The following is a 22,717-nucleotide window of genomic DNA, read 5'->3' on the forward strand; positions in this document are numbered from 1 at the left end:
CGGCCGGGAAGAGTCTCCCGATCCGGCCATCACACACAGTTCTGCCAAATCTTTCAAGGCAAGGCGCAGTCTTTGCTTATGCCGCAGCGCGCTCCCGCATTGCACCCACGGAATAATTCTTCCAGCGCGCTTCCACGGCGTCATGCAGATCCTTCTGTTGTCCCAAGGCGAAAACCGTTTCAGCAACGAGGAACATCGGGCCGATCAGGGCCTGCAGCAGATTGTCGGCCAGCGCCGGACGGCGGCCTTCGAAGGCATGGCCAACCAGCTGGAACACCCAGCCGCCAACGAAGAAGGCGGCAAAGGCAATCCAGCCCGTGGTGCTGCCCTGGGCCGCGATCCACTCGGCCAGCATCAGGAAGACGAAAGAGAGCAGCATCATCAGGCCGCCGATGCGACGGTCGAGCCACATGTAAAAGATACCGGTGCCGAACCACAGCAGGGTCGCCAGCGTGACCGTGGTTTGGCCATCCCACAGGGTGAGCAGCGGAACCCAGCTCAGCGGGATGAAAATGGCAAACACGATGGCCGGAATGCCGACGAAATGCGTGGCGCGGTTGCGGGCATCGCGGTGATAGGCCGAATACATCGCCATCTGTTCGATGAAGAAGGGGTTCATCGCGGTTTCCTCCATTTTTTATCGAGTTGCCGAGTCGCGGTGGCGAGACGGAAAATCGCTTTGCTGTGGATAACCCTAACCCGGTCTAAAGCATTGTCAATCGTGGCCTTTTCCGGCTTCCGTAAGGTCACGGGGAAACTCGTTGACTCAGATAGGGCGCCGTCTATCCTCGCGGCGTCGCTATCAGTCTGGCGGGAGAGACGCGAAGCCCGTTCTACACGGGTTTTGCGCGCCGAAGGAGCAACCGCCCCGGAAACTCTCAGGCCAAAGGACCGACCAGACTGGCGATGCTCTGGAAAGCGGAACGGGAGTCCAACCCCGGTCCCACCGAAGGCGTAAGGAGACGCGGTACAGCTTCTCCGAATCTCTCAGGTTCCCGGACAGAGGGGGCGAACGGCGAAACCATCCGCCGGTTCGACTCTGATTCTGTCTGCAAGGGAACCTCGCTTGGGCGACACGACCGAAACTCTCAAAGTCACGCCACTCCACGCGCTCCACAAGGAACTCGGCGCGCGCATGGTCCCCTTCGCCGGCTATGACATGCCGGTGCAGTACCCGACCGGCATTCTGACCGAACACAAGCACACCCGTGCCGCCGCAGGCCTGTTCGACGTGTCGCATATGGGTCAGGTGCGCATGACCGGCGCCGATCCGGCGAAAGCCCTGGAAACGCTGGTGCCCGGCGACCTGCAATCGCTCGATGTCGGCAAGATGCGCTACACGGTCTTCACCAATGACCAGGCCGGGATTCTTGATGACTTCATGGTCAACAAGCGCGACCGCGACCTGTTCGTCATCTTCAATGCCGGTTGCAAGGATGCCGACCTTGCGCATGCCCGCGCCCATCTGAAGGGCGTCGAGATCGAGTATCTGGACAGCCATGCGCTGCTGGCCCTGCAGGGTCCGGCCGCCGTCGCGGTGCTTGCCCGCCTGAACAGCGTGGTGCAGGCGATGAGCTTTGGCATGGGCGCCACGCTGGCGCTCGGCAAATACGAGGCCTTCGTCACGCGCTCCGGCTATACCGGCGAAGACGGTTTCGAGATTTCCGTACCGGGCGACCAGGCCGAAGAGTTTGCGCGCTGGCTGCTGAGCCAGCCGGAAGTGAAGCCGATCGGCCTCGGCGCACGCGATTCCTTACGCCTCGAAGCCGGGCTCTGCCTCTACGGCCATGAACTTGATCTAACGACCACGCCGATTGAAGCCAATCTGAACTGGACGATCTCGAAGCGTCGCCGCGAAGACGGCGGCTTCCCCGGTGCGGCAATCGTGCAGAAGCAGCTGGCGGAGGGCACGACACGCAAGCTGGTCGGCATCCAGCCCGAGGGCCGCGCGCCGGCCCGCGAAGGCACTGAAGTGCTGAACGACAAGGGCGAGAAGATCGGCGTCATTACCTCGGGCGGTTTCGGCCCCAGCGTCGATGCGCCCGTCGCCATGGGCTATGTCGCGCCCCAATACGCCAAAGCCGATACGCCGCTCAGCCTGATGGTGCGCGGCAAGGCCCTGCCGGCGAAAACCTGCAAACTTCCCTTCATCACCAAACGCTACGCCAAGTAAGGAGACGATCCATGACCACCCGTTACAGCAAGGACCATGAATGGATCCGTCTCGAGGGCGATGTCGCCACCGTGGGGATTTCCGATTACGCGCAGAGTCAGCTCGGCGATGTGGTCTTCGTTGACCTGCCCGCCAAGGGCAAGACGGTCGCGGCCGGCGCCGAAGTGGCGGTCGTTGAATCGGTGAAGGCGGCGAGCGAAGTCTACGCGCCCGCCGGTGGCGACGTGATCGAGTCCAACCAGGCGATCGTCGACGATCCGTCGCTGGTCAATCGCGCCGCCCAGACCGATGGCTGGTTCGTCAAGCTCAAGCTCTCCAATAAGGCCGAGCTGGACGCCCTGATGGATCAGGCCGCCTACGACGCCTATCTCAAGACTCTCTAACGTGTAAGGAGCGCACATGCGCTATCTCGGTCTGACCGAAGCCGACCGCCACGAGATGCTGGAGACCATCGGCGTCCCCGGCATTGATGCACTGTTCAAGGATGTGCCGGCCGGCGCACTCAATCCCCGCCTCGACCTGCCGCCGCACCAGGGCGAACTGGAAGTGGAACGCGCCTTTGCCGCCATGGCGAAAAAGAATGTCTCGCCGATGGACGTGCCGTTCTTCCTCGGCGCCGGCGCTTATCGCCACCATATTCCGGCCGCAGTCGACCACCTGATCCAGCGCTCGGAATTCCTCACCTCCTATACGCCGTATCAGCCCGAGATCAGCCAGGGCACGCTGCAATATCTGTTCGAATTCCAGACCCAGGTGAGCATGATCACCGGCATGGAAGTCGCCAATGCCTCGATGTATGACGGCGCCACTTCGGCCGCCGAAGCCGTGCTGATGGCGCAGCGCATCACCAAGCGCAGCAAGGCGGTGCTGTCGGGCGGCCTGCATCCGCATTACCGCGACACGGTCGCCACGCTGATGGACCAGACCGACCAGCCGCATGTGGCGGCGCCGGTCGACCTTGCCGGCAACGAAGACCTGTCCACACTGATCGACGACCAGACCGCCTGTGTCGTCGTGCAGAATCCGAGCGTGTTCGGCCAGCTGCGCGACCTGACCTCGCTGGCCAGGGCCTGCCAGGCCAAGGGCGCGCTGCTCGTGGTCGCCGTCACCGAGATCACCTCGCTCGGCCTGATCACGCCGCCCGGCGCGATGGGTGCCGATATCGTGGTGGCGGAAGGCCAGAGCATCGGCGTGCCGCTCAGCTTTGGCGGGCCTTACGTCGGGCTCTTCGCCACACGCGAAAAGTATGTGCGCCAAATGCCGGGCCGCCTGTGCGGCGAAACCGTCGACCAGGATGGCCGTCGCGGCTTCGTGCTGACGCTGTCGGCCCGCGAGCAGCATATCCGCCGCGAAAAGGCGACCTCGAATATCTGCACCAATTCGGGCCTCTGCGCGCTCGCCTTCACCATCCATATGAGCCTGCTGGGCGAGGCAGGACTGACGAAGCTGGCCGAGATCAACCATGGCAAGGCCGTGCAACTGGCCGAAAAGCTCAGCCAGCTGAAGGGCGTCGCCATCGTGCCGCAGGCTTTCTACAACGAATTCGCCATCACGCTGCCACAACCGGCCGCGTCCGTGGTCGAGAAGCTGGTCGAGAAGAAAATCCTCGGCGGCGTGCCGGCCTCTCGCCTGTTCCCCGGCGACAAGTCGCTGGAGAACGTGCTGCTGGTAACTGTCACCGAGACCAATACCGAAGGCGACATGGACAAACTTGTCGCCGCCCTGAAGGAGGTGCTGTGATGAACCGCCAGGGACGCACCACCACGCCGCATGCCGCTGCCAACAGCGCCGTCACCGGCACCATCACCGGCAATCGCGGCCTGCAGATGGAAGAAGCGCTGATCTTCGAGATCGGCGAAGATGGCCGCACCGGCGTCGACCTGCCCGACGCACCCAATGTGAAAGACCGCCTCGGCGGCCTGAAGCGCCAGGGCAAGATCGGCCTGCCAGGCCTCTCCGAGCCGCAGGTGATCCGCCATTTCGTGCGGCTGAGCCAGAAGAACTACTCCATCGATGCCGGCCTGTATCCGCTCGGCTCCTGCACGATGAAGCACAATCCGCGCCTCAACGAGAAGATGGCGCGCCTGCCGGGCCTCGGCGACGTGCATCCGCTGCAGCCGGTCTCGACCGTGCAGGGCGCACTGGAGGTGATCGACCAGCTCGCCGGCTGGCTCAAGACGCTGACCGGCATGCCGGCAGTGGCGATGTCCCCCGCGGCCGGTGCGCATGGCGAACTCTGCGGCCTCATGGCGATCCGCGCGGCCTTGAAAGCCCGCGGCGACGTGCGCAAACGCATCCTGGCGCCTGAGTCCGCGCATGGCACCAATCCGGCGACCGCTGCGCTCTGCGGCTACACAGTCGATCCGATCCCGGCCACCGCCGACGGCCGCGTCGACCTCGACGCCCTGCAGGCCAAGCTCGGCCCGGATGTGGCGGCGATCATGCTGACCAATCCGAATACCTGCGGCTTGTTCGAACGCGACATCAAAAAGGTCGCCGACATGGTGCATGCGGCCGGCGCCTTCTTCTACTGCGACGGCGCCAATTTCAACGCCATCGTTGGCAAGGTGCGGCCGGGCGATCTCGGCATCGACGCCATGCATATCAACCTGCACAAGACCTTCTCGACGCCGCACGGCGGCGGCGGTCCGGGTTCGGGTCCTGTCGTGCTGTCGGACTCGCTGAAGGACTTCGTGCCGGTGCCCTATGTCGTTCACGGCAAGAATGGCCTTGAGCTGGTGGAAAACGGCGATGCCAAGAGCTTTGGCCGCATGAAGAGCTTCCATGGCCAGATGGGCATGTTCATCCGGGCGCTCGCCTACATGATGAGCCATGGCGCCGACGGCCTGAAGCGGGTGGCGGAGGACAGCGTGCTGTCGGCCAACTACGTACTGGCCAGCCTCAAGGATGTAATGAGCCCGAGCTTCGAGGGCCCCTGCATGCACGAGGCGCTGTTCGACGACCGCTTCCTGAAGGATACCGGCGTCACCACGCTGGATTTCGCCAAGGCGATGATCGACGAGGGCTACCATCCGATGACGGTCTATTTCCCCCTCGTCGTGCATGGCGCCATGCTGATCGAGCCGACCGAAAGCGAGAGCAAGGACAGCGTGGACGCCTTCGTGACCACGCTGCGCGGCCTGGCCGAAAAGGCCAAGGCCGGCGGCGAGAATGTGGCGATGTTCCAGGCCGCCCCGCAGCTCACGCCGCGCCGGCGCCTGGATGAAACCCGCGCCGCCCGCGCGCCGGTGCTGCGCTGGAAGCCGGGCAGCAACGGCGCGCCGATTGATAAGGCCGCGGCGGAGTAAGCAACGCCGAAACTCCTCACCCTCCGATCGCAAATGCGATGGGCCCATCCCTCACCTACGCAGTGGGAGAGGGAATGAACAAAACACCCTCTCCCGCAAGCGGGAGAGGGTGGGGTGAGGGCCTTTACGGCAAATTCAGCTGCCAGCTCACGCCGAAGCGATCCTGCAGCCAGGTGAAAAGCTGGCTGAAGCCGTAATTGTTAGGGGGCATCAGTTCCATGCCGCCGGCCGCCAGTGCGGCGTGCCAGCGGCGCAGATCGGCCTCGCTGTCGCAATCGACGAAGAATGAAAACGATGGCGTGAAGGCGAAGGCATGTTTCGCCGGGCTGTCGATGCAGATCACATCCTGTCCGGCAACGGTGAAATCGGCGCGCATCACCGTGCCTTCCGGCCCGGGTCCGGCAGCAGTATAGCGCTGGATGTCGGTGACCTTTGCCCCGGGAAACAGCGAGACGTAGAAATTCATCGCCTCTTCGGCATTCTGCTCCTGAAACATCAGGAATGGCCGCAGTCGCGTCATCATTTCCTCCTGCTTCTCATGCAAGGGAGGATTCCAGTCGTCGGCCGAAATGTAAACAGCCTATAGGGCTGACAGAATTTTACAGTAGGGCTTCCGTCAATCGAAGAGCGGGAAACTGACGAAAACGCACGTGCCAGCGCTGGAGCTTTCGATATCCATGCGTCCGCTGAGCTGTTCCGCGAGCATGCTCACGAAGCTCAGCCCCTTGCTACCTGCCCGCCTCTCGCCCATGCCGGGGCCGTTATCCTGCACCGTGAGCTTTGCTTCCTGATTCACGGCATTGACACTGAAGCGCACGGCAATCATGCGATCCGGCCGTTCAATGGCCGCGTATTTTATGCAGTTGGTCAGCAACTCATTCAGGATCAGGCCGATCGGCACGATGCGGTCGGCGCGCAGGTTGCGCGTCTCGAATTCGCGCGCCACTTTCGGGCCCTCACCCAGTGAACGTTCCATGTTGTCGCAGAGCGCGCCGAGATAAGCGCTGATCTCGACGACGCTGTCGCCACCCCGCACCATCAGCAGGTCATGGGCCAGGCCGATGGCGGCCACGCGCTCCATGACATCCTTGTATTCGGCGCGCTGCGCCTCGTTGCTCGCGCGCAGACTGCGCAGGCTGAGCAGGGACATGATCATCTGAAAGTAGTTTTTAACCCGGTGATTCTGTTCCTGCAGCATGACATCGGCCTGCACCAGCCGCGCATTCGCCTCCTCCTTGGCCTTGTTCTTCTGCTGCTTGATCTCGCTGTGCTGGATCGCCAGGGCCAGGATGAAACCCATGGTGTGAAGAAAGGCGGCATCATCGTCGCTGAAGGCATCCTGTTCGGTACTGTCGACTTCAAGCACACCCCATACGACGCCGTTGACGGCGACCGGAACATTCAGCACCGACAGAATGCCATGCTTTTTCAGCAACGGGTGATAGCGGAATTCGGCGTCTGCCGGCAGGTTGCCCAGCAGCACCGGCGCATTGATCTGGAACGCGCGGCCGGGTGGCGACCCCATATCGATGGCGAGCACCGCCATCTCTGCAGTATCGGTGACCTCCCAGCCTTTTCCGGCCAGCAGCACCAGTTCCGCGCGTTCCTTGACGTAGCGCAGCACCTTGGAATGGCGTACGCCGATCGCACGCGCCGCCTGCTCCGCGGCAATCTCCAGCAGCCGCGTCATATCGCGCGCCTGCGCTGCAACACGGGCGAATTCGAGCAGGATAACCTGATGCTGTCGAAGGCGTGGGGCCAATCCGCCTCCCGACCGCAACGATGTCTGGTCAGTCATGGCTTTCGCTCACTCTCATGTGGGAGGGTCAGGGCAACACGGCGAAATCTTGATGATCCCGGTGACAGCCCGTCGGTCAGTGTAACACGAGACTTGGCCGGAAAACTGACACCTTTCTCGCGTTTTCGTGAAACTCTTCGCGGCTTACCGCCTTTTATTCAGCATGATGGAAATCCGCGAAGCTTTTACCCTCTTGATCGACGAACTGAAATGGATGCCGGACTGGGCGGCCAGCCTGATCATCCTCGGCGTCGCCCCTTTCCTGTCCAACCTGCTGCATCGCCTGTTGTTCCGCTTCGTCACCAACTGGGTGGCGCATATGGACCTGCTCTGGCGGGCTCTGGTAGCGCGCACCGAAGGCCCGACGCGGCTTGGTTTCCTGATCGCCGGACTCAGCCTGGCTGCCAGCATTGCGCCGCTGCCGCCGGGCTGGGGCGAGATCGTGCGGCAGGTGCTGTCGGTCGGCTTCATCGCGCTGCTGGGCTGGATGGCGCTGACCGCCTTCCATGTCTGGATGGTGGTGCATCTGCGCCGCTTCAAGCTGGATACCGCCGACAACCTGCTGGCACGCAAGCATGTGACACAAACCAGGATGCTGCAGCGCGTGATGAACGTGCTGATCATCGTGATCACCGCTTCGATCGCGCTGATGACCTTCGACAGCGTCCGGCAATACGGTGTCTCGCTGCTCGCCTCGGCCGGCGCGGCCGGTCTGATTGTCGGCCTGGCGCTGCAGCCGGTGCTGAAAAACCTGATCGCCGGCATCCAGCTCGCCATCACCCAGCCGATCCGCATCGACGATGCCCTGATCGTCGAGAATGAGTGGGGCAATGTCGAGGAGATCACCTCGACCTATGTGGTCGTGCGGCTGTGGGACTGGCGCCGGCTGATTTTGCCGCTCAGCTATTTCATCGAAAAGCCGTTCCAGAACTGGACGCGCGACAATGCCGACCTGATCGGCACTGTGATGCTGTATCTCGACCATACCGCGCCGGTCGAGGCGATCCGGGCCAGGACCCAGGAGATTCTCGGCGCGTCGCCGTTATGGGACAAACGGGTGCTGGCGGTGCAGGTGACCGATTTCAAGCAAACGACAATGGAAGTGCGTATCCTGGCCAGCGCCGGTTCGGCGCCGCGCGCCTTTGATCTGCGCTGCGAAATCCGCGAGAAGATCATCGCCTTCCTGCAGCAGGAGCATCCGCATGCCCTGCCACGCTTCCGCACCGACACACCGCAGGGGGCGTCACCGGATGCGACACCCGGCCCGGCACTACAGTCGCGCTAGGCTTCGGGCTTTATCTGGCAGGTTGGTATAGCTGGCATTGCCCAGACCGGTACCAATGGTCAGCGCGGCCCAGCGCTTCACGTCGCGCATGCGGAACACCTCGCTCAACCCCTGCACCACGGCATCGTTATGCAGCGCCACGCTGATGCTGCGTCCGGCGATGCGTGGCATGCGCTCATGCAGGGCTTCGGTCAGATTGAAATCCTCGCCTTCCCAGTTGCCGGGCAGGTTCTGTGCGCCCCGCTTGATCCAGCCATCGCCGGCGATCACGCCGGGGCAGCCGACGGCGATCACCGGCGCCAGCCGCAGCTTCTTCTTGTCCGCGCGATCCGACAGTTCGCGCATCATGCCGCCCAGATGGTCCAGCACCGCCTCGCGTCCCAGCTTTTCATCGCGGTGGCGCCAGTGCAGCAGGCGCTCCACCTTCGCGGTATCACCCAGCCTGTCCTTGCGCCGGATGGTGACGATACCGCAACGGATATTCGTGCCGCCGATATCGATGGCGACAAAGCCATCATGGTCGCGCATCACATCGGGTGCCAGCAGCTGCAGGCCGCCGAGCAGCCCGGCCTCGTCGGGATGGTGGCTGAGCGGCACCATCCCGACATCGAGGTCGGCCTGCCGCAACAGCGTAGCGGCACGCAGGATGGCGATCTCGCCGATCCGGCTGCGCCGCAGCCCGCCGCCGACGACAATGCGCTCCACGCCCTTCCAGGATTGCTGACGCAGGAAGCGCTGCGAGACCGCCGCCAGGTTCTGCGCGAATTCCTCGATGGCCCCCTGCACGATGGCGGCGGCGCCGAGGTCGTCGCCGGTCAGGATGGCATCAAGTTCGGATTTCGACATGTCGCGCGTCGAGGCCATGGCGGCAGCGCCTTTGGCGTCCTTGCGAATCTCTTCCAGCAGTTTGCGGAAAGCGCGGCCGCTGGCCTTGTCGCCGACGAAACCCTCGGCATCGCGCAGTTCGAGATTGTAGCTATCGACATGCACATGCGGCAGGTCGGCGGCGCCATGATAGGGCAGCGCCACTGCTTCGGGTTCGCGACCATCGCCGCGCGTCTGCTGTCTTGCCGTGGAAGCCGCCACATCGCCCTCGCAATCCGCCGGGCGCGGAATGCGGCCAGCGAAGCGTTAACGCTCGATGCGGGCCAGCAGTGCCATCAGGATATAGGCGATCAGGGCAAAGCCGAAGCCGGGCAGCAGGATATTGCTGACGACAAAGCCCCAGTCGACACCGCAGGTGGTGGGAATGCCGCTGCCGCGGCTCATGTCGATCGGGATATTGCCCTGCGCGGCCGGCACCGGGCGGCACAGGCCCATCGGCTCGTAGCCATGGGTGCGCAGCAGCAGGGTACCATACAGCAGCACCGGCAGGCCGAGGCCGGCCACCAGGCTGGTCACGATCCGGCCACCAATGCTGCGGGGACGAATCAGGCGGGATAGGTGCGACAGCACATCTGTCTCCACAATGCGGGAAGTCCTGATAGCAGGACGGACGGCCAGACGCCAGAGCGGCGCTCAGCCGACCGGCAGCGCAGCCCGTGCCCGCGCCAGCGTTGCAGTCCGGTCGCCGGCTGCATCGACGGCGCTCCAGGCGTGCTCGACCTCCGATGGCGGCTGCAGATGCTCAAGCTGCCAGTGCACCACGGCGGCGGTGGCATCGGAAGCATCGCCCTCTCGGCCGGCAACGCGACGAATCAACACCTCGCGGGGTGCCTCGAGCCAGAGGCCGCCGAACGCGACGCTGCAGCTTTTGGCAGCGGCGGCTACCGCCGCGCGCTCGTCCAGCCGGCCAAAGACGGCATCCAGCACGACGCTGCTGCCGGCCTGCAGCAGGCGTTCCGCGCCATCCAGCAGGGCAGCATATGTCTGCCGGCTGGCCTCTGCAGTATAGCTTTCGGGCGGCAGCCGCTGCGTCAGCGCCCGGCCCTGCAGCTGCTTGCGCAGCACATCGCTGCGCAGCACCACCGCGCCCCAGGGATAACCACCAAGTGCGGCCGCCAGCTCGCGCGCCACCGTGGTTTTGCCGGTACCGGAATAGCCGCCCACCGCCACCAGACGCGCGCCTTCGGATCGCAGCGCACGCTGCGCCAGTGCCAGATAGCCGCGCGCGTCCTGCCGCCCCGCCGGCGTCATCGCGGCGATATGGCAGCGAATGGCAGCGCGCAGCGCGACATAGAGCGGCAGCAGCGGCAGGCCGTCATAGTCACCGCTGGCTTCGAGATAGCGATTCAGTGCGCGATTGGCGAGATCGGTGCAGCCATGATGCAGCAGGTCCATCAGCAGGAAGGCGAGATCATACAGCGTGTCGATCTCGGCCAGGCCGTCATCGAATTCCAGACAGTCGAACAGCGTCGGCCTGTCCTCGATCAGGGCGATGTTGCGCAGATGCAGGTCGCCATGGCCATGCCGCATGCGGCCTGCCGCCTTGCGCGTGGCCAGCAGCGGCCGCTGGCGCTCAAACTCGGTCTGCAACGCCGCACGGAACGCGGCCAACTCGGCATCGGACAGGCAATCCGGCGCGCGACGCTCGAAGGCAGCATCGTTGAATGCGAGTGTGCGGGTGACGGTGTCTGTCGCCTCGGCATCGACTGTTTCGGCTTGCGCATGGAACGCCGCGATGGTGTCGGCCAGCATCTCGATCAGTGCCGCGCCCAGCTTTCCCGCCGCCGCAAGATGGTCGAAGGTCGCATCGGACGGAAAGCGCCGCATCTCGATCAGCCATTCCACCGGCTCGCCCTGCCCAACGAAGCTGAGCTGGCCGGAGGCATCGCGACAGACCGCGCGGCAGCCAAGATAAAGCTCGGGCGCCGTGCGCCGGTTCAGCTCGACCTCGCGTTCGCAGGCGGCGCGGCGCTGCTGCAGGGTTGCGAAATCGAGATACGGCAGCGTAAGTGCCTTTTTCAGCTTCCAGGCGCGGTCGCCGCTCAGGAAAATGCGCGAGACATGGGTTTCCGCCACCTGCAGGGGCGGGTCGAACAGCCGGTCGATATCTGTCGGATTTGGGTCCGTCATGCCGGCAGTCTAACCCGGCAGGCGCGGCAGATGTTTGACCAAACGCAAAAGACTTCGTTCAGCGCCGGAGCGCCTGCATCCGCCGGTCGTGCCAGCGCGACAGAGCCAAGGCCGCCAGTGCGCCGATCAGGGCCATGAACATGTCGGACTGCGTGTCCCACTGGTCGCCCTGCGTGCCGAGGAATTCGTCTGCGCCCTGGCCCAGGCTGAGCGCGGCGGCCCATTCGATCAGTTCGTAGACCGCGCTGATCGCCAGGCAAATGCAGACCACGAGAAAGCCGATCAGCTTGCGGCCTTCGATGCGGAAGACGCGGATCAGCAGTTCGCGCGCGACAATCGCCGGCACGAAACCCTGTGCCAGATGGCCGATGCGGTCATACGGGTTGCGCTCCAGCGACAGCCAATCCTGCAGCCAGAAGCCGAGCGGCACGCGGGCATAGGTATAGGCGCCGCCGAGCATCAGGATCAGGCCATGCAGCGTGATCAGCGACATAGCAAGATCGGTGAAGCGGAAACGCGGCCGCATATAGAACAGGATCGGCCAGGCGATCACCGCCGGCAGCACTTCCATCAGCCAGGTCAGGCGATCGGACGGCCCGAAGCTGCTGAGCAGCAGGCCGGCAGCCCAGAGTGCTGTGAGAAGCCAGAACAAAAGGTCAGGCCGCTTTTGACCAGCTGCGGTCCACCAGCGCCACAATGGCGCGCATGATCTGGGTCAGGTTGTAATCCTTCGGCGTAAAGACCCCGGCAATACCCGACGCCTTCAATCGCGCCTCGTCTTCAGGCGGGATGATGCCGCCGACCACCACCGGCACGCCACCGATGCCCTCGGCGCGCATGCGGTGGATCACATCCGTGGCGAGCTCGACATGGCTGCCCGACAGGATCGAGAGTCCGACGAGATGCACGCCTTCTTCCAGTGCGGCGGCGACGATCTGCTCCGGCGTCAGGCGGATACCTTCATAGACCACTTCCATGCCGCAATCGCGCGCCTTCACGGCGATCTGCTCGGCGCCGTTGGAATGGCCATCGAGGCCGGGCTTGCCAACCAGCAGCTTCAGCGGACGACCGAGGCGTTTCGCGACGGCCTTCACTTCCTCGCGCAGGTCGTCCATGCCGTCGTTGCTGAGCGCGCCGCTGGCGGCCGACACGCCGGTCGGGGCGCGATATTCGCCGAACACCTTGCGCAAACATGCCGCCCATTCGCCGGTGGTGATGCCGGCTTTAGCGGCATGGATGCTGGGTTCCATGATATTGCGACCGTCGCGGGCCGCCGCTTCGAGATTCTTCAGCGCAGCCTCGACGGCTGCCTGGTCGCGCTTGGCGCGCCACTCTTTCAGTCGCTCGATCTGCTCGGCTTCCGACGCCGGATCGACCGTCATGATGGCGCCGCCTTCGGTGCCGACCAGCGGCGACGGCGCGCTTTCGGTGAACTTGTTGACGCCGACGACTGTAATACCGCCGGTTTCAATGCCCCGCACGCGGCTGGTATTGCTCTCGACCAGCGACTGCTTGAGATAGCCGCTCTCGACTGCCTGGATCGCGCCGCCCATCTCCTCGATGCGCTTCAGTTCGGCGCGCGCGGCCTCTTTCAGCTCGTTGACCTTGGCATCGATGGCCGGATTGCCGTCGAACAGGTCGCCGTATTCCAGCAGGTCGGTTTCATAGGCGACGATCTGCTGCAGGCGCAGCGACCATTGCTGATCCCACGGACGGGGCAGGCCGAGTGCCTCATTCCAGGCCGGCAACTGCACGGCACGGGCACGGGCTTTCTTCGACAGCACCACGGCCAGCATTTCGAGCAGGATGCGGTAGACGTTGTTTTCCGGCTGTGGTTCGGTCAGGCCGAGCGAATTGACCTGCACACCATAGCGGAACATCAGCGCCTTGGGATCGGTGACGCCATAGCGCTCGCGACCGATCTCTTCCCACAGATCGACGAAGGCGCGCATCTTGCAGATTTCGGTGACGAAACGAATGCCGGCATTGACGAAGAAGCTGATGCGGCCAAAGGCCTGCGCGAAATCTTCCGGCGGCACCTGGCCCGAGTCCTTCACGGCATCCAGCACCGCGATCGCGGTGGCGAGCGCATAGGCCAGTTCCTGCACCGGCGTCGCGCCGGCTTCCTGCAGGTGATAGCTGCAGACGTTGGTGGGATTCCACTTGGGCAATTCGCGATAGGTGAAAGCGATCACGTCGGTGATCAGCCGCATCGAGGCCGCCGGCGGATAGATGTAGGTGCCGCGCGACAGATATTCCTTGATGATGTCGTTCTGCACCGTGCCGTTCAGGTCGGCGCGTTTGGCACCCTGCTCTTCGGCGACAGCGATATAGAGCGCCAGCAGCCAGGCAGCCGGCGCATTGATGGTCATCGAGGTATTCATCTGCGCCAGCGGGATCTGGTCGAACAGCACCCGCATGTCGCCCAGATGGCTGACCGGCACGCCGACCTTGCCCACTTCGCCGCGCGCCAGCACATGGTCGCTGTCGTAGCCGGTCTGGGTCGGCAGGTCGAAGGCGACCGACAGCCCGGTCTGGCCACGGCCCAGATTGGTCCGGTACAGCTCATTCGAGGCCGTGGCCGAGGAATGGCCCGAATAGGTACGGAACAACCAGGGCTTTTCCCGGTTATTGTCAGACCCCTTTTCGCGAGTGCGAAGAGGTTCGGCCTGAGTCGGGTCCGTCGGGCGAGTCGCAGACATAATTTTATTCCGAGTCAAGTTGACGTTAGGATATTTAGTTTCTCGTTGCGTCGGCCTTGAGAAATATCATAACTTGTGTTGCATTGCAAAACGATCTTGCCATTTTTTCGCCACTGCAAAAAGATAGGCCAAGGTCTTGCTAGGTACCGTCTCGCGGCGCTGCACAAGGCTAATCCCGGCCAGTGCGGCCCAACAAGACCAGAAATGACGCTCCCGGTGATAACCGTGAGCGTAACAGGGAAACAACGAGGGAGTTTCGTCATGTCGAATGCGGGTGGATCGGTTGTCACGCTGGCGACCAGCAACGGAGCCCCGGCCGGTCAAGCTGCAGCGCCTGCCAAGGGCGCGCTGAAGGACCTTTACGAGGTCGGCGAGATTCCGCCGGTCGGCCATGTGCCGAAGCAGATGTATGGCTGGGCGATCCGCCGCGAGCGCCATGGGCCGCCGGAAGAGTCGATGCAGCTGGAAGTGCTGCCCACGCCCGAGATCGATGCCGACGAGGTGCTGATCCTCGTGATGGCTGCGGGCGTGAACTACAACGGCGTCTGGGCTGGCCTGGGCGTGCCGATTTCGCCCTTCGACGTGCACAAGGCCGAATATCACATTGCCGGTTCGGATGCTTCGGGCATCGTTTACAAGGTCGGCCGCCGCGTGAAGCGCTGGAAGATCGGCGATGAAGTCATTGTCCACTGCAACCAGGATGACGGCGACGACGAGGAGTGCAACGGCGGCGACCCGATGAATTCGCCGACCCAGCGCATCTGGGGCTACGAAACCCCGGATGGCAGCTTCGCGCAGTTCGCCCGCGTGCAGTCGCGCCAGCTGATGCCGCGTCCCAAGCATCTCACCTGGGAAGAAAGCGCCTGCTACACGCTGACGCTCGCCACCGCCTATCGCATGCTGTTCGGTCATCGCCCGCACATCCTGCGGCCGGGCCACAACGTGCTGGTCTGGGGCGCCGCCGGCGGCCTCGGCTCGATGGCGATCCAGCTGATCGCCATTTCCGGCGCCAATGCCATCGGCATCATCTCGGATGAATCGAAGCGCGATTTCGTCATGAGCCTGGGCGCCAAGGGCGTGATCAACCGTAACGACTTCGATTGCTGGGGCCAGCTGCCGCCGGTGATGGATACCGAGAAATACGGCGAGTACATGAAGAAGTGCCGTGCTTTCGGCAAGGCGATCTGGGACATCACCGGCAAGGGCAACGATGTCGATTTCGTTTTCGAACATCCGGGCGAACAGACTTTCCCGGTCTCCTGTTTCGTGGTGAAGCGCGGCGGCATGGTGGTGTTCTGCGCCGGCACGACGGGCTTCAACATCACCTTCGACGCGCGCTTCGTGTGGATGCGCCAGAAGCGCATCCAGGGCAGCCATTTCGCCAACCTGCTGCAGGCCAGCCAGGCCAACCAGCTGGTGATCGAACGCCGCCTCGATCCCTGCATGTCGGAAGTGTTCAGCTGGGCCGATATCCCGCGCGCCCATACCAAAATGTGGAAGAACCAGCACAAGCCCGGCAACATGGCTGTGCTGGTCAGCGCCAAGGTGCCTGGCCTGCGCACCATTGAGGATGCGATCGAAGCAGGGAATTCATAATCCCTCTCGACGTTGACCGGTTGGCGGGAGCGATCCCGCCAACCGACATTTTCCAAGCCGATATTTTCCAAGCGAGCCCCATATGTCCGCTGCAGTCAAATCCGCTCCCGCCGTCGATAGCCTGGTGATCGCCGACCTGCTGCCGACCTGCGGCAAGGCGCTGGAGGCAGCCGAGACATTGCTTGCCCATGCCACGGCAGCGGTGGCGCAGCTGGTGCGTGACTCCAACGGCAATATCGACCCCGCCAAGCTGGAAGACGAGCAGTTCGCCGCGCATGGCCTGGCCTGGCTCGCCACCTATGTGGCGACGCTGAAGGAAAGCCTGCACTGGGCCGAGCGTATCCAGGCCGACGGCAAGCTGCGCGAACTCGAGCAGCTGATCCTGCAGGCCGGTTTCGGCGAATATCTCGCGCAGATGCAGGGCGGCATCAGCATGAGCCAGGTGGAAATCTGCCGCCTCGCTGATCTGGGCGTCGCCGCCGATGCGCAGCAGGCGCTGCTGACACCTGCCGTAAAGGCGCTGGTGGCTGGCGGCAACACGCCGGCGGTGCGCAGCCGCATTGCCCAACTGGTGAAGGACGGCCTCGACACCGGCGATTTCGGCGAACTCGGCCTTGATGAAACCATGGCCATGGTGCGCGAGCAGTTCCGCCGCTTCGGTGAGGACAAGGTCATCCCCTATGCGCATGACTGGCACCGCAAGGATGAATTCATCCCGATGAGCGTGGTCGACGAGATGGCCGAACTCGGCGTCTTCGGCCTGACCATCCCGGAAGAATACGGCGGCCATGGCATGGGCAAGACCGCCATGTGCGTCGTCTCCGAAGAACTCAGCCGCTGCTATATCGGCGTTGGCAGCCTCGGCACCCGCGCCGAGATCGCCGCCGAACTGATCCTGCGCGGCGGCACCGAAGAGCAGAAGAAGAAATGGCTGCCGAAGCTCGCCTCGGGCGAGACGCTGCCGACTGCCGTCTTTACCGAGCCGAATACAGGCTCCGATCTGGGTTCGCTACGTACGCGCGCCGTAAAAGACGGCGATGTCTACAAGGTGACCGGCAACAAGACCTGGATCACGCATGCCGCCCGCACCGATCTGATGACCCTGCTGGCGCGCACAGATCCAAACGAGAAGAGCTACAAGGGCCTGTCGATGTTCCTGGCCGAGAAGCCGCGCGGCGACGACGCCAACCCTTTCCCGGCTGATGGCATGACCGGCGGCGAGATCGAAGTACTGGGCTATCGCGGCATGAAGGAATACGAGATCGGCTTCGACGGTTTCGAAGTGAAGGCCGAGAACCTGCTGGGCCAGCGCGAAGGCCAGGGCTTCAAGCAGCTGATGGAGACTTTTGAATCGGCCCGCATCCAGACCGGCGCCCGTGCGCTCGGCGTCGCGCAATGCGCACTGGAACTCGGCCTGAAATACGCCAACGAGCGCGTGCAGTTCGGCAAGCCGATCTACAGCTTCCCGCGCGTGCATGGCAAGATCGCCTGGATGGCGGTGGAAACCATGATGGCGCGGCAGCTCTGCTACTTCGCCGCGCGTGAGAAAGATCAGGGCCGCCGCTGCGACCTCGAAGCCGGCATGGCCAAGCTGCTGGCCGCGCGCATCGCCTGGGCGAACGCCGACAACGCCCTGCAGGTGCATGGCGGCAACGGTTATGCCGAAGAATATCCGATCAGCCGCGTGCTGTGCGACGCGCGTATCCTCAACATCTTCGAGGGTGCTGCCGAAATCCAGGCGCAGGTGATCGCCCGCCGCCTGCTGGAAACCCGCAATAGCTGATTCCTGGGGCTAATTCGTAAAGGCCATGTCAGTCGGGTTGCTGCCGCAGACCAGTATAGCGACCTTCTCGCCCGGCTTCGGCACATAGCGTTTCGACACCAGCGCGGCAAACGCCGCCGCGCCGCCGGGTTCGGTCACCAGCCGCAGTTTCTCCCACAGCGCCTTCTGCGCATCGCGGATCGCGTCATCCGTCACCAGCACGGACTCGGCCACGCCCTTTTGCGCGATCGGGAACATCAGGCTGCCGATCATCTTCGGCGCCAGCGAGTCCGCCGCGATGCCGCCAGCCGGGGCCTCGACCGGCTTGCCGGCCTTGAGCGCCATGTTCAGCGTCGGCGCTGTTTCGGGTTCCACCGCCACCACCTTCACCTTGCCGCCATACCATGCTGCAATGCCGCCGATCAGCCCGCCACCACCGACCGCGACCAGCAGCGTGTCGATCTCCGGCACCTGTTCTTCCAGTTCCAGCCCGACACTGCCCTGCCCGATCAGCGTCTCTGGCTGGTCATAGGCATGGATCGCCAGCGCGCCGCTTTGCTTCAGCCATTCCTCGCTGGCCGCCAGCGCATCGGCATAGCGGTCGCCGCCCACCACCAGGTCGGCGCCATAGCTTTTGATTCTGGCGATCTTCATTGGCGCAGCGATGCTGGGCACGAAAATCCGGGCCGGCACATTCAGCACCATGGCGGCATAGGCTACCGCCGCGCCGTGGTTACCGCCGGACGCCGCCACCACACCGGCAGCGGGCAGCCTGCCGGCTAACAGCCCGGTGAAGGCGCCGCGCGGCTTGAAGGAGCCGGAATGCTGCAGCAGCTCCAGCTTGAGCTGCAGGCTCTCGACCGGCAGGCCGAAATCCGCCCCCGCCACGGCCATCACCGGGGTGCGGCGTATATAAGGTGCGATCTTCGGATAGTTGGCGGCGATGGCGGCGCGGTCGATCTGATGTGTCATGGTGATATGGCTAAAGGGCATCCGGCCATTTGACAAGATACCTAGCCTTCGGCCTCGCCCAGCAGATGCATGATCGCCTGCATGGCGGCCAGCAGTTCGCGCTGCTTCTGCTCGCCCAATGGCCGCAGCCAGCGTGCCACTTCCGCACTTGCGGCCTGATCCAGCGGCGCAATCGCGGCACGTCCGGCCGGTGTCAGACGCAATTGCAGCTCGCGGCGATCCTGCCGGCCGATTTCGCGCTGCAGGAAGCCGCTGCGCTCGAAGCGATGCAGGATGCGGCTGAGATATCCCAGATCAAGGCCAAGCCGGCGGTTCAGCGCCGTGGCCGTGACCACCTCCTCGTCGGCCAGTTCGAACAGCACGCGGATTTCGGTCAGGGAGAAGCTGCCCTGCGACAGGCTTTCATCCAGCAGGCCGATGCAATGCGTATAGAAGCGGTTGAACTGCCGCACGGTGGCAATGCGCCGGGTGCGAGGGCCCGTCATGCCGGACGGCGTCGTGCAGGCGGCAACGTCGCGATGGCGAAGCCGGAGAGAATCAGCAGGATGCCCAGGGCGTGAAAACCCTGCACCGGCTCGCCGAGCAAGGCAAACGCCAGCAGCGCGGTGAATACCGCCACCAGATGAAAGGAAACGCCGGTCACAGTTGCGCCCAGCAGGGCGACGCAGCGGTTCCACAGGATGAAGGCCAAAAGGGATGCAAAGACGCCGATATAGAGCACGGCGGCCACCGAAGCCGCATCAAGGGGTATCACGGCCCCGGCCTGTAGCTCCCAGAGCCAGAACGGCAGCAGCACAGCCAGGCCGGTCATCATCGTCGACGCCAGGAAAACCAGCGGATCGAGCGCGGGGTCGCGCCGCCGCAGCAACACCGAATAGACGGCGTAATTCAGGATCGCCAGCAGCACCAGCAGGTCCGCCTGCTCGAACTGCAGGGCGAACAGCGTGGCCATGGTGCCGCGCGAGACAATCCAGCAGATGCCGATGAACGAGATCACGATGCCGGCAAGCGTCTGACGCGACACCCTTTCGCGGCCCAGCAGAAAAGCGGCAACCGGGATCATCAGAGGCAGGGTGGAATTCAGGAAGGCCACGTTCACCGCCGGCACGGTCTGCAGCGCCACATAGGCCAGCGCGTTGTAGCCGGCAATGCCGAAGGCGCCACAGGCAAGGATCAGCCAGCGCTGACGCCACAGCAGGCCGCGCTGGCGCCACAGGCCCTGCAGGACGAAGGGCAGCAGGATCAGCAGCGCGACCAGCCAGCGTCCGACCGCGAGCGTGACGGGCGGGATGGTATCGGCAAACCCGCGGCCCAGTACCAGGTTACCGGCCCAGAAGGCCGGCGGTAGCCAGAGCAGCAGATAGGGTCGCCGCCAGACCGTCTGAAGCCACGCAGTCATGTCAGCCCTCGAGGCCGATGCGCATGCGACGGTTGTGCCGGCCCTTGTTGTCGATCTTCAGAATACGGATCGGCCGCGAACCGCCGGTGGACGTGAGATGTGTGCCGCCGCAGGCCTGTCGGTCGAGTCCGGCAATCTCAATGATGCGGATCAGGCCGTCGGTGGTCGGCGGCGGTGTGACTGACCGCGAGCGCAGCAGGCCCTTTTCATCATAGGCATCGTCGAGCGCGATGTAGCTTTCCTGTACCGGCAGGTTCTGCCGGATGGCGTCGTTGATCGCGGGTTCAAGCGCACGCAGGCGGTCGTTGTCGGCATCGGGAAGATCGAAATCGATCCGCGCCGTGCCATCGGCATTCATCTGCACGCCGGTAACCAGCGCACCATCGAACGCCTGGAAGACCAGCGCGTTGATGATATGCAGACCGGTATGCAACTCGCGCTGGGTCTGGCGGAAGGCGGGATCGACCCTGGCCTGGACCTCGCCGGAAAGTTCGACCGGCTGCTGCAGCCTGATCCAGAGGCGCCCGCCGATGCTCTCGAACCCCGCGATGCCGACATTGCCATCGGTCCATTCGAGACTGCCCTGGTCCGGCAACTGCCCGCCACCGCCGGGGTAGAACGGCATTTCGGCCAGCCGGACCAGGCCGGGCTGGCTTTCCAGCACCAGGCTGCGCAGGGTCAGCACCTCGGGATTGTCATGGCAGTAATATCGCGACATCGCGGCCTCATCGTTCCTGATGCGGACGATAGGCAGGCCATGGCCGGCATTCTTGGCGAAAATTGCGTGCCCGGCCGTGCGCCGGGACTTAAGCCGCCGGGCGGATGCCCTGGGCGGCGACGAACTGCCGGGGCGTGATGCCATAGATCCGGCGGAAGTGGCGGTTCAGCGCACTCTGGTCGAAGAAGCCGGCCGCCACCGCCGCCTCGGCGATCGGCAGGCCGGCACGCAGATGACGCAATGCCGCCCGCAGCCGGATCTGGGTCAGATAGGCATGCGGAGTCAGGCCGGTGGCACGGCGGAACAGGCGGATCAACTGGAACGGGCTCAGGCCAAGCGGGGCGCTCAGGTCATCCAGCGTAAGGCGCTCGGCATGGCGGTCTTCCAGCACCGGCCGCAGCCGGCCCAGCAGATGTCCGTCTCCCGCATCGGACTCTTCTGCATCGCGACGGCTGCCGTAGCGTCGGCTCAGCACGGCGAAACCCTGCGCCAGCAACTCCTGTTGACGCAGGCGGTCATCTGCCTGTTCGAGGGCGCAATGCAGGTTATGGAACACCGCGACCAGTTCGGGATCGTGGAACAGATTGGCGGTGAAATAAGCCGGGCGGTCGAGGCCGGCGAGCCGGGCGGCTTCGGCAATCGCCTGCGTCTCCATATATAAGGAGCGGTATCGCCAGCGCGGGCTGCGCGCCATCCGGCCGGAATGCGGTTCGTCGGGGTTGAACACCAGCAGGACATCCTGGCGGGCTTCCTCGGTACGGCCCCGGCTGGTGAATTCGGCACCGCCGGTCTCGGTCACCGCCACCACCAGCGCGTCATGGCTGTGCGGCGCATAATCGTGGCGGGTGAAATCGGCATGCAGCAGGCTGAGGCCGGCGACATGCGGATCCTGCCAGAAATGCGCGGCGTTCTTCGGGGCGGTCCGGATCGGGCGGTTCTCCATCACGGTCAGGATAAGGCCGGGCCGGCGACAGGACCACCGGATAATGCCCCCGGGTCATAACCGCCGGCGGAGCGCCCTGCGGCCTTGCGTCGCGGCCCGGGCCGTCGCCCCGCCAGCTTCTGGTGGTTGGATTACCCCCTGCCGACCCTATATTCTCAGGGCATGCAGAACTTCGTCCACTTTCTGATCCCGGCCTTCGCTGTCGCCACCTTTCTGGTGCTCTGCGTCGGCCTCTACGCGCTGTTCCGCGGCGGCCAGTTCAACCGGTCCTATTCCAATAAGCTGATGCGCTGGCGCATCCTGCTGCAGTTCATCGCCATCATCCTGATCGGCATCGCCAGCTTCGCATTCCGCAACTGAGGCAAGTCGCATGGTTAAGCTCGACCGGATCTACACCCGCGGCGGCGACAAGGGCATGACCTCGCTGGGCAACGGCGAGCGCGTGCCCAAGCATGACCTGCGGGTGGAGGCCTTCGGCGCCGTCGATGAGGCCAACGCGGCCATTGGCCTTGCCCGGCTGCACACCGCGGGTACCGACCTGGATGCCATGCTGTCGCGCATCCAGAACGACCTGTTCGACCTTGGCGCCGATCTCTGCACCCCGGAAGACGAAGAGAACGACCCGCGCCGCCGGCCGGCGCTGCGGATGGACCAGGTGCAGGTCGACCGGCTGGAAGCCGAGATCGACGCCATGAATGCCAACCTGGGCGCGCTGACATCTTTTATATTGCCCGGCGGCAGCCCGGCCGCGGCCTACCTGCATCTTGCCCGCACCATCACCCGGCGCGCCGAACGGCTGGTGACGGCCCTGCAGGATGCCGAACGCCTCAATCCGGCGGCACTCAGCTATATCAACCGCCTGTCGGACCACCTGTTCGTGGCCGCCCGCCATGCCAACCAGGACGGCATCGGCGACGTGCTCTGGGTGCCGGGCCTGAACCGCGGCTAAAAAGGCCGCCCAGTCGGCCCCCGGCAGCCGGACCTGCCCGGCAAAAACTGCCGGACCCGACCCGGCAACAGGACCAGACGGCAGAAGCTGCCGCGTT

The 22,717-nt window shown here is 64.2% G+C and carries 22 protein-coding genes and 1 riboswitch; of the genes, 9 read left to right on the forward strand and 13 right to left on the reverse strand.

Annotated elements, in window-relative coordinates; genetic code table 11:
- Window positions 1–76: 76 nt before the first annotated feature.
- Entirely contained in the window at window positions 77–619 is a 543-nt protein-coding gene (locus tag FNB15_RS00500) for an Mpo1 family 2-hydroxy fatty acid dioxygenase (protein WP_185973654.1), read from the reverse strand.
- Between the two features lie 182 nt (window positions 620–801).
- Window positions 802–904, forward strand: a riboswitch (glycine riboswitch).
- Window positions 905–1,066: 162 nt separating this feature from the next.
- On the opposite strand from FNB15_RS00500, the gene gcvT reads away from it, so the two are divergent.
- The 4 genes from gcvT to gcvPB are packed head-to-tail and all read left to right on the forward strand — an operon-like array spanning window position 1,067 to window position 5,481.
- Entirely contained in the window at window positions 1,067–2,173 is a 1,107-nt protein-coding gene (gcvT, locus tag FNB15_RS00505) for a glycine cleavage system aminomethyltransferase GcvT (RefSeq protein ID WP_144066836.1), read from the forward strand.
- An 11-nt stretch (window positions 2,174–2,184) separates the two neighbouring features.
- Window positions 2,185–2,556, forward strand: a complete 372-nt coding sequence (gene gcvH / locus FNB15_RS00510) for a glycine cleavage system protein GcvH (protein ID WP_144066837.1) — start codon at window positions 2,185–2,187, stop codon at window positions 2,554–2,556.
- 16 nt (window positions 2,557–2,572) lie between these two features.
- A complete protein-coding gene (gene gcvPA, locus FNB15_RS00515; RefSeq protein ID WP_144066838.1) occupies window positions 2,573–3,913 on the forward strand; it encodes an aminomethyl-transferring glycine dehydrogenase subunit GcvPA in 1,341 nt (446 codons plus the stop codon).
- Window positions 3,913–5,481, forward strand: a complete 1,569-nt coding sequence (gene gcvPB, locus FNB15_RS00520; protein WP_144066839.1) for an aminomethyl-transferring glycine dehydrogenase subunit GcvPB — start codon at window positions 3,913–3,915, stop codon at window positions 5,479–5,481. The genes gcvPA and gcvPB overlap by 1 nt, the downstream gene beginning before the upstream one ends.
- A 124-nt stretch (window positions 5,482–5,605) precedes the next feature.
- Here gcvPB and FNB15_RS00525 read toward each other — a convergent pair whose 3' ends face one another.
- Both FNB15_RS00525 and FNB15_RS00530 read right to left on the reverse strand, forming a co-directional pair.
- Window positions 5,606–6,004 carry a VOC family protein gene (locus FNB15_RS00525; protein WP_144066840.1) on the reverse strand — a complete coding sequence of 133 codons (399 nt, stop codon included), beginning with the start codon at window positions 6,002–6,004 and terminating at the stop codon, window positions 5,606–5,608.
- A gap of 93 nt (window positions 6,005–6,097) precedes the next feature.
- Window positions 6,098–7,243: a sensor histidine kinase gene (locus FNB15_RS00530; RefSeq protein ID WP_185973655.1), complete on the reverse strand. Its 1,146-nt coding sequence runs from the start codon at window positions 7,241–7,243 to the stop codon at window positions 6,098–6,100.
- Window positions 7,244–7,472: 229 nt separating this feature from the next.
- Between FNB15_RS00530 and FNB15_RS00535 the strand changes: the two genes are divergently transcribed.
- Complete coding sequence (locus FNB15_RS00535) at window positions 7,473–8,564, forward strand: mechanosensitive ion channel family protein (RefSeq protein WP_246068754.1); 1,092 nt, start codon at window positions 7,473–7,475, stop codon at window positions 8,562–8,564.
- Here the strand turns inward: FNB15_RS00535 and FNB15_RS00540 are convergent.
- The 5 genes from FNB15_RS00540 to FNB15_RS00560 all read right to left on the reverse strand — a co-directional run bounded on the left by FNB15_RS00540 (window position 8,550) and on the right by FNB15_RS00560 (window position 14,281).
- Window positions 8,550–9,650 (reverse strand): ROK family protein, encoded by a 1,101-nt coding sequence (locus FNB15_RS00540; protein ID WP_221932709.1) that lies wholly within the window; start codon window positions 9,648–9,650, stop codon window positions 8,550–8,552. The two genes, FNB15_RS00535 and FNB15_RS00540, sit on opposite strands and share 15 nt — an antisense overlap.
- 45 nt (window positions 9,651–9,695) lie before the next feature.
- Entirely contained in the window at window positions 9,696–9,965 is a 270-nt protein-coding gene (locus tag FNB15_RS00545; RefSeq protein WP_144066843.1) for a hypothetical protein, read from the reverse strand.
- A 117-nt stretch (window positions 9,966–10,082) separates the two neighbouring features.
- Window positions 10,083–11,579, reverse strand: a complete 1,497-nt coding sequence (locus FNB15_RS00550; protein WP_144066844.1) for a bifunctional aminoglycoside phosphotransferase/ATP-binding protein — start codon at window positions 11,577–11,579, stop codon at window positions 10,083–10,085.
- Between the two features lie 58 nt (window positions 11,580–11,637).
- Entirely contained in the window at window positions 11,638–12,231 is a 594-nt protein-coding gene (locus FNB15_RS00555; RefSeq protein WP_221932710.1) for a DUF2238 domain-containing protein, read from the reverse strand.
- 4 nt (window positions 12,232–12,235) lie between these two features.
- Window positions 12,236–14,281 carry a methylmalonyl-CoA mutase family protein gene (locus FNB15_RS00560; RefSeq protein ID WP_144066845.1) on the reverse strand — a complete coding sequence of 682 codons (2,046 nt, stop codon included), beginning with the start codon at window positions 14,279–14,281 and terminating at the stop codon, window positions 12,236–12,238.
- A 261-nt stretch (window positions 14,282–14,542) separates the two neighbouring features.
- Between FNB15_RS00560 and ccrA the strand changes: the two genes are divergently transcribed.
- Both ccrA and FNB15_RS00570 read left to right on the forward strand, forming a co-directional pair.
- On the forward strand, window positions 14,543–15,877 hold the full coding sequence (ccrA, locus tag FNB15_RS00565; RefSeq protein WP_144066846.1) for a crotonyl-CoA carboxylase/reductase: 1,335 nt from the start codon (window positions 14,543–14,545) through the stop codon (window positions 15,875–15,877).
- 82 nt (window positions 15,878–15,959) lie between these two features.
- A complete protein-coding gene (locus FNB15_RS00570) occupies window positions 15,960–17,660 on the forward strand; it encodes an acyl-CoA dehydrogenase family protein (protein WP_144066847.1) in 1,701 nt (566 codons plus the stop codon).
- Between the two features lie 9 nt (window positions 17,661–17,669).
- Here the strand turns inward: FNB15_RS00570 and FNB15_RS00575 are convergent, their stop codons facing one another.
- From FNB15_RS00575 to FNB15_RS00595, 5 genes are all read right to left on the reverse strand, one after another.
- Window positions 17,670–18,611 carry a threonine/serine dehydratase gene (locus tag FNB15_RS00575; RefSeq protein WP_144066848.1) on the reverse strand — a complete coding sequence of 314 codons (942 nt, stop codon included), beginning with the start codon at window positions 18,609–18,611 and terminating at the stop codon, window positions 17,670–17,672.
- 41 nt (window positions 18,612–18,652) lie between these two features.
- The gene (locus FNB15_RS00580; protein WP_144066849.1) at window positions 18,653–19,096 is read right to left on the reverse strand and encodes a MarR family winged helix-turn-helix transcriptional regulator; all 444 of its coding nucleotides are present in this window, start codon (window positions 19,094–19,096) and stop codon (window positions 18,653–18,655) included.
- Window positions 19,093–20,010, reverse strand: coding sequence for a DMT family transporter (locus FNB15_RS00585; protein WP_144066850.1), 918 nt, complete (start codon window positions 20,008–20,010; stop codon window positions 19,093–19,095). The genes FNB15_RS00580 and FNB15_RS00585 overlap by 4 nt, the downstream gene beginning before the upstream one ends.
- A 1-nt stretch (window position 20,011) precedes the next feature.
- Window positions 20,012–20,728: an alanyl-tRNA editing protein gene (locus FNB15_RS00590; RefSeq protein WP_144066851.1), complete on the reverse strand. Its 717-nt coding sequence runs from the start codon at window positions 20,726–20,728 to the stop codon at window positions 20,012–20,014.
- An 88-nt stretch (window positions 20,729–20,816) separates the two neighbouring features.
- The gene (locus FNB15_RS00595; protein ID WP_144258572.1) at window positions 20,817–21,671 is read right to left on the reverse strand and encodes an AraC family transcriptional regulator; all 855 of its coding nucleotides are present in this window, start codon (window positions 21,669–21,671) and stop codon (window positions 20,817–20,819) included.
- Between the two features lie 162 nt (window positions 21,672–21,833).
- Here FNB15_RS00595 and FNB15_RS00600 point away from each other — a divergent pair, with 162 nt between their 5' ends.
- Window positions 21,834–22,031, forward strand: coding sequence for a twin transmembrane helix small protein (locus tag FNB15_RS00600; RefSeq protein ID WP_144066852.1), 198 nt, complete (start codon window positions 21,834–21,836; stop codon window positions 22,029–22,031).
- A 10-nt stretch (window positions 22,032–22,041) separates the two neighbouring features.
- Entirely contained in the window at window positions 22,042–22,620 is a 579-nt protein-coding gene (locus tag FNB15_RS00605; RefSeq protein ID WP_144066853.1) for a cob(I)yrinic acid a,c-diamide adenosyltransferase, read from the forward strand.
- Window positions 22,621–22,717: the final 97 nt, after the last annotated feature.

Origin of the sequence: Ferrovibrio terrae, assembly GCF_007197755.1 — a bacterium.
GTDB lineage: Bacteria > Pseudomonadota > Alphaproteobacteria > Ferrovibrionales > Ferrovibrionaceae > Ferrovibrio > Ferrovibrio terrae.

What these genes read in the sequence shown, in the direction of transcription:
- FNB15_RS00500 (WP_185973654.1), bottom strand. Translation starts at nt 619, where the DNA reads ATGAACCCCTTCTTCATCGAACAGATGGCGATGTATTCGGCCTATCAC.
- gcvH (WP_144066837.1), top strand. Translation starts at nt 2,185, where the DNA reads ATGACCACCCGTTACAGCAAGGACCATGAATGGATCCGTCTCGAGGGC.
- gcvPA (WP_144066838.1), top strand. Translation starts at nt 2,573, where the DNA reads ATGCGCTATCTCGGTCTGACCGAAGCCGACCGCCACGAGATGCTGGAG.
- gcvPB (WP_144066839.1), top strand. Translation starts at nt 3,913, where the DNA reads ATGAACCGCCAGGGACGCACCACCACGCCGCATGCCGCTGCCAACAGC.
- FNB15_RS00525 (WP_144066840.1), bottom strand. Translation starts at nt 6,004, where the DNA reads ATGATGACGCGACTGCGGCCATTCCTGATGTTTCAGGAGCAGAATGCC.
- FNB15_RS00550 (WP_144066844.1), bottom strand. Translation starts at nt 11,579, where the DNA reads ATGACGGACCCAAATCCGACAGATATCGACCGGCTGTTCGACCCGCCC.
- FNB15_RS00560 (WP_144066845.1), bottom strand. Translation starts at nt 14,281, where the DNA reads ATGTCTGCGACTCGCCCGACGGACCCGACTCAGGCCGAACCTCTTCGC.
- ccrA (WP_144066846.1), top strand. Translation starts at nt 14,543, where the DNA reads ATGTCGAATGCGGGTGGATCGGTTGTCACGCTGGCGACCAGCAACGGA.
- FNB15_RS00570 (WP_144066847.1), top strand. Translation starts at nt 15,960, where the DNA reads ATGTCCGCTGCAGTCAAATCCGCTCCCGCCGTCGATAGCCTGGTGATC.
- FNB15_RS00575 (WP_144066848.1), bottom strand. Translation starts at nt 18,611, where the DNA reads ATGACACATCAGATCGACCGCGCCGCCATCGCCGCCAACTATCCGAAG.
- FNB15_RS00580 (WP_144066849.1), bottom strand. Translation starts at nt 19,096, where the DNA reads ATGACGGGCCCTCGCACCCGGCGCATTGCCACCGTGCGGCAGTTCAAC.
- FNB15_RS00585 (WP_144066850.1), bottom strand. Translation starts at nt 20,010, where the DNA reads ATGACTGCGTGGCTTCAGACGGTCTGGCGGCGACCCTATCTGCTGCTC.
- FNB15_RS00590 (WP_144066851.1), bottom strand. Translation starts at nt 20,728, where the DNA reads ATGTCGCGATATTACTGCCATGACAATCCCGAGGTGCTGACCCTGCGC.
- FNB15_RS00595 (WP_144258572.1), bottom strand. Translation starts at nt 21,671, where the DNA reads ATGGAGAACCGCCCGATCCGGACCGCCCCGAAGAACGCCGCGCATTTC.
- FNB15_RS00600 (WP_144066852.1), top strand. Translation starts at nt 21,834, where the DNA reads ATGCAGAACTTCGTCCACTTTCTGATCCCGGCCTTCGCTGTCGCCACC.
- FNB15_RS00605 (WP_144066853.1), top strand. Translation starts at nt 22,042, where the DNA reads ATGGTTAAGCTCGACCGGATCTACACCCGCGGCGGCGACAAGGGCATG.